This is a genomic window from Bradyrhizobium sp. 62 (assembly GCF_023073035.1).
Lineage (GTDB): Bacteria > Pseudomonadota > Alphaproteobacteria > Rhizobiales > Xanthobacteraceae > Bradyrhizobium.
Window position 1 is genome coordinate 1,560,689 of record NZ_JADPIT010000015.1, and the last position, 2,840, is coordinate 1,563,528.

Genomic DNA, 2,840 nt, shown 5'->3' on the forward strand with positions numbered 1-2,840 from the left:
TTGGGGAGAGAGCGGAGCAAAACAAAAGGCGCCTGAGCACTCAGGCGCCTTTGCACCATGACAAGCGCCGCTTAGCTCCGCCCATACCCCGCCGCTTCCAGGATCAAATTCGCCACCTCCTTCGGATGAGACACCAGCGAGAGGTGGCCGGCGTCGAGCTCGATCGTGGTGGCGTTCATGCGCTTGGCGAGGAAGCGTTCGAAATCGGGATTGATGGTGTCGTCGCTCTTCGACACCGCGTACCAGCTCGGCTTGGAATGCCATGCCGCCTCTGTGGTGCGACCGGCGAAGATCGAGGCGGCCGTCGGCCATTGCACCGCGTAGAGCGCCTTCGCCTGCTCCGGCTTCACGCCATTGGCGAAATACTTCAGGAAGGCGTCTTCCGAGAGCTTGGTGTAACCGTCGCGCTCGACGACGCCGGTGCGCACCGGTCCCGCGGGGAATTGCTTGGACAGGGCGACGAAATCCTCGTTGGCATCGGGTGCGCGGGCGGCGACATAGACGAGGCCAGTGACCTTCGGGTCGTTGCCGACCTGGCTGATGACGGTGCCGCCCCAGGAATGCGCGACCAGCACGGTTGGACCATCCTGCTCGGCCAGCGCGCGCTTGGTCGCCTCGACGGAGTCCGACAGCGACGACAGCGGATTCTGCACGGCAGTTACGTTGAGGCCTGCGGCCTGGAGGATCGGGATCACCTCCGACCAGCTCGAGCCGTCGGCCCAGGCGCCGTGCACCAGCACGATGTTCTTGGCCTTCACCGTTTGCGGGGTCTGTGCGTGAGCAAGGCTGATGGGGGCCGCCAGCAGGCTCGCGGCGACGAAAAGGCTGCGCCAAAGTGTCATGATCGTTCTCCGTCTCATTTTGTGTTCGATATTCAAAGGACGGTGTGCGGAGCGGCGGCGTTACGCTTGGTCACTCACCTGTGACAACCGCCTTGGTCGGGCGCGTACGAGACACGCAGGCGAGCTCATGCGGTGTGTGGGTAACGTAGAACAACAGACCCAAACCTGTATTTCGATTTCAACCGAAAACCAGCTGCCGGCCGCAGGATTTGCGGCTACTTGCAGCTTTCGCGAGCCAACGACTGAACACGCAAAAAAACGCCCCGGGGCACCGGGGCGTTTTCGCAACCTGGAAGTGGCGTCCGTGATTTACGCGGCTACCGAGTTCTCGATCACCTGTGCGCCCTGCGCACCGGTGTTGATCGCGATCTGGCGCGGCTTCTTCGCCTCGGGAATCTCGCGGACGAGGTCGACGTGAAGCAGCCCGTTCTCGAGCGAGGCGTTCTTCACCTGCACGAAATCGGCAAGCTGGAATGCGCGCTCGAAAGCACGCGCGGCGATGCCGCGGTACAGCACTTCGGCCTTCGAGTTCTCGTTGGCGACTTTTTCGCCCTTGATCGTCAGCGTGTTTTCCTTCGCGACGATGGAGAGCTCATCCTTGGCAAAGCCCGAGACCGCAACGGTGATGCGGTAATCGTTCTCGCCGGTGCGCTCGATATTGTAGGGGGGATAACCGGGGCTGCCGTCCGAACCGGCCTGGTCGAGCAGGTTGAAGAGGCGGTCGAAGCCGACGGTGGAACGGTAGAAGGGGGTCAGGTCGTACGTACGCATGGTCAAGTCCTCCATTGAGCGACTGTTGAGTAACCCGCCCGCCAATCGGGCCGGGCTTTCGTCTGTGTGCAGCCTGATGTTCCGGTTCCGAAACACTGGTAGCGGCCTGCACCAAGGTGATATGGGTTGACGAGAACGGCGTTCAAGAGGGCGGATACTTAGCCTTTTCGGCGCTCCCGCCCCCTGATTTGCAGCACTTCGTGCCCAAGCCCTCCCCATCATGACGCTGGTCTCGATACCATCCAATCCCGTTCCCGAAGACGTCGTCAGCGGCACCATCAAAACCCCTGATGGCGTCGAGCTGCGCTTTGCGCGCTGGGCGCCGCCGGCGAACCGCAAGGGCACCGTCTGCGTCTTCACCGGACGCAGCGAGCAGATCGAAAAATATTTCGAGACCGTGCGCGATTTGCGCGACCGCGGCTTTGCGGTGGCGATGATCGACTGGCGCGGGCAGGGCCACTCCTCGCGCCGCCTGCGCGATCCGCGCAAGGGATATGTCCGCGACTTCGCCGATTTCGAGATCGACGTCGAGACCTTCGTGCAGCAGGTGGTGCTGCCGGATTGCCCGCCGCCCTTCTTCGCGCTCGCCCATTCAATGGGCGGCACGGTGATGCTGCGGGTGGCGCATGCGGGCAAGCGCTGGTTCGACCGCATGGTGCTGTCGGCGCCGATGATCGACCTGCCCGGCCGCGCCACCTCGTTTCCGGCGCGGGCGCTGCTGAAGACGATGCGCGTGTTGGGGATGGGCGGCCGTTATGTCCCCGGCGGCACCGACCAGATCACCGGGCTCAATCCCTTCATCAACAATCCGCTGACCAGCGATCCCGTGCGCTATGCGCGCAATGCCGCGATCCTGGAGGAGGATCCGACCCTCGGGCTCGCGTCACCGACGGTCGCCTGGGCCGATACCGCCTTCCGCGCGATGAACACCTTCAAGGGCAAGAACTACCCGTCCGATATCCGTCAACCGATCCTGATGCTGGCGGCCTCCAGCGACACCGTGGTCTCGATCGCGGCGATCGAGGAGTTCGCCTATCATTTGCGCGCCGGCTCCCATCTCGTGATCGCCGGTGCCAAGCACGAGATCCTCCAGGAGCAGGACCGCTACCGTTCCCAATTCTGGGCGGCCTTCGACGCCTTCGTGCCGGGCACGCCGCTGTTCAAGTGAGGGGGAGCGATGCTTCCCTGCGACCACACGACGTCATGCCCGGGCTTGTCCCGGGCATC

The 2,840-nt window shown here is 63.6% G+C and carries 3 protein-coding genes; 1 reads left to right on the forward strand and 2 read right to left on the reverse strand.

Annotation, left to right across the window (positions count from 1 at the left end; translation table 11 throughout):
- Positions 1–71: 71 nt before the first annotated feature.
- Together IVB47_RS18180 and IVB47_RS18185 are read right to left on the reverse strand one after the other, a co-directional pair.
- Positions 72–842, reverse strand: a complete 771-nt coding sequence (locus IVB47_RS18180; protein WP_247462967.1) for an alpha/beta hydrolase — start codon at positions 840–842, stop codon at positions 72–74.
- 309 nt (positions 843–1,151) lie between these two features.
- Complete coding sequence (locus IVB47_RS18185) at positions 1,152–1,613, reverse strand: Hsp20 family protein (protein ID WP_007597127.1); 462 nt, start codon at positions 1,611–1,613, stop codon at positions 1,152–1,154.
- 220 nt (positions 1,614–1,833) lie between these two features.
- Between IVB47_RS18185 and IVB47_RS18190 the strand changes: the two genes are divergently transcribed.
- Positions 1,834–2,781 (forward strand): alpha/beta hydrolase, encoded by a 948-nt coding sequence (locus tag IVB47_RS18190; protein ID WP_247284709.1) that lies wholly within the window; start codon positions 1,834–1,836, stop codon positions 2,779–2,781.
- The last annotated feature ends 59 nt before the right edge of the window (positions 2,782–2,840 follow it).

Bases quoted from the DNA above. Each gene is read 5' to 3' on its own strand.
- IVB47_RS18190 (WP_247284709.1), top strand. From the start codon at position 1,834: ATGACGCTGGTCTCGATACCATCCAATCCCGTTCCCGAAGACGTCGTC.
- IVB47_RS18180 (WP_247462967.1), bottom strand. From the start codon at position 842: ATGACACTTTGGCGCAGCCTTTTCGTCGCCGCGAGCCTGCTGGCGGCC.
- IVB47_RS18185 (WP_007597127.1), bottom strand. From the start codon at position 1,613: ATGCGTACGTACGACCTGACCCCCTTCTACCGTTCCACCGTCGGCTTC.